The organism is Candidatus Equadaptatus faecalis, assembly GCA_018065065.1.
In the GTDB taxonomy this organism is placed as follows: Bacteria; Synergistota; Synergistia; order Synergistales; family Synergistaceae; genus Equadaptatus; species Equadaptatus faecalis.
Map to the genome: position 1 here is coordinate 1 of JAGHTZ010000093.1, position 2114 is coordinate 2114.

A 2114-nucleotide genomic window follows, 5' to 3' on the forward strand; every position below is an offset into this window, starting at 1 on the left:
TCACGTCTTTTACGTCAACGGTTTCGCCGAGCGCTACCGTGAGCGTCGCATTGCCATCACTCTGCGTGATTGATGTCGTGATGTTCTTTTTGCCGGTTACGCTCGTTTCGCTTCCCGCTACCGTTATCTTTTTATTGAGCGCGGTGTCTTTGCCGGTTGCGTCACTGTCTGCCGCAAGCGTGTAGCCTTTCGCAAGAGCCGTGTCAAGCAGTCCTATGTTTGAAGCAAGCGTGTTGGAAGCATCGCTTGCGTTTATGTAACTGCCTTTCGCCGCTGTTTTGCCCATGGCTTTGTCAAGACTGCTGAGGCTTTCCACAACCGTTTTGTTTGCCGCGAGGTAGTTCGTGCTTGTTATACCCGTGTTTCTGCTGCCTATCGCCGCGTCAAGAGAGTCTATCGCGGCAGATATTTCGCTTTTGGCTGCTTTTGCGTTGCCGTAGGTGTTGGCAATCTTTGACTTGAGCGTTGTACCGTCAACCTGTACGCCTACTACTGTTCCAAGGTCATCTACGGACTGCTGCGTCTGATACAGCTGGCTGCCGTTGACGGCGTCGGTTGACGTCGCGTTTACCGCTCCGTTTGCAACGTTGACTATTTGGCGTTCAGCTCCGGCTTTGCCAACGGATACCACGCTTTCTGCCGTTGTCGTTGTATAGGTATAGGTTTTGCCGTTTATCACCGCTTTCGTTACCGCATCGCCTGCTGACACTGCTTTGGTTTCAGAATTTGCTCCTATCGCGACTCCGTCCGCGTGAGAGGCGTTGGCGTTCGTACCGAGAGCAAGCGCGTTTACAGCCGTTGCTTTCGCGTCATTGCCGAATACCGCCGAATTGTCGCCTGAGGCAAGCGTACCCTGAAGTGTTGACGAGTTGCCTATTGCTATGGCGTTTTCGCCGCTTGCGGTAGTGCCGGAGGGACCTTCAACAATATTTTGCAATACTGCTACTGCATCAAGTCCGGGTTCTTTCAATCCGTCAAGAAAATCATTCAGGATCTGTGTTGCTTCTTCAGGTGACGACGCTCCCAGCAGTATATCAGCAGCCTTCTCCGCTTGTATTACTCCCGCATTCTCCAGTCTGTTCAATACATCATGATAGAACGTCTCAAAAACCTCTGCGGGAACTTCTTTTCTGAGAATCGACTGTACCTTGGCGCCGTAATATTGGTTCACAACAGCAGATGTCAGAGAACCGAACGCGATTGCGTTGTCACCGCCGCGTTTACCTCCGGCAACAGCGCTGTTGCCAAACGCAAAGGAGTTGTCGCTGTATGCCCTGCTGTTGGTGCCTCCTGCAAAAGAAGCAGTTCCGCTGGCGGCCGTAAACCTGCCTGTCGCTGTGGAATAATCGCCTCCTGCGGTCGTGTAGAAACCCATCGACGTGCTGTAGGCACTAACAAGCTTCTCTTCTTCTGCCATCATAACTACTTTCCCCTTGAGAGTCTTAAACTCTTCTTCCTCCTCAGGGGAAAAGGTCCAGTCACCACTGAGAACTTCATACGGCGACTTGCCTTCAAGTTCACTATGACCCTTTTCATCAACCATGTATTTAACAAAGATGTTGACTTCATGTTCAATGGTATCATTCCTGTGGTTTTTCAGCCAGTTTGTCACTGCCTGCAAATCAGCGGAGGTTTTTGTAAATGCGCCCATCGCCATGGAATAGGCACCTACGGAGACCACACCAACGCCCAATGCCATGGAATAATCGCCGACGGCTTGCGGGTGGTACCCTATTGCCGCAGAACCCTCACCGACGTTTTCTGCTGTGACACGTTGGGGTGTAGTAGGATCAGTGTTCTCAATCACCAAGCCAGTTCCCGCCAGCGCGGGGGATGCCGTGCTGAAGACAAACGACACGAGCATCAGTATTGCCGCTGTCTTTCTGAGTTTTGTTCTTAACATTCTTATCCTCTCCTTTTAGAGAAATTTTTGTGTTGTAGCTTTATTTATTTGTAAAATTGCACTTATATGAGGTTGTGCAATATTAAAACCAATGACCCAAAAAACCAATTACTATAAAATACAATTACCATGAAAAACAATTACTATCTTGTCTTTCTGCCTTTTTATTAGTCTTTCTGCGGGCACGAAGTGCAGCGCAGAATCCAGTGTC

Annotated in this window: 1 protein-coding gene; it reads right to left on the minus strand. The window is 49.7% G+C overall.

Going from position 1 to position 2114, the window contains the following annotated elements:
- On the minus strand, window positions 1-1903 hold a 1903-nt coding region (locus tag KBS54_07550), incomplete at its 3' end, for a hypothetical protein (GenBank protein ID MBQ0055974.1).
- Between the last annotated feature and the right edge of the window lie 211 nt (window positions 1904-2114).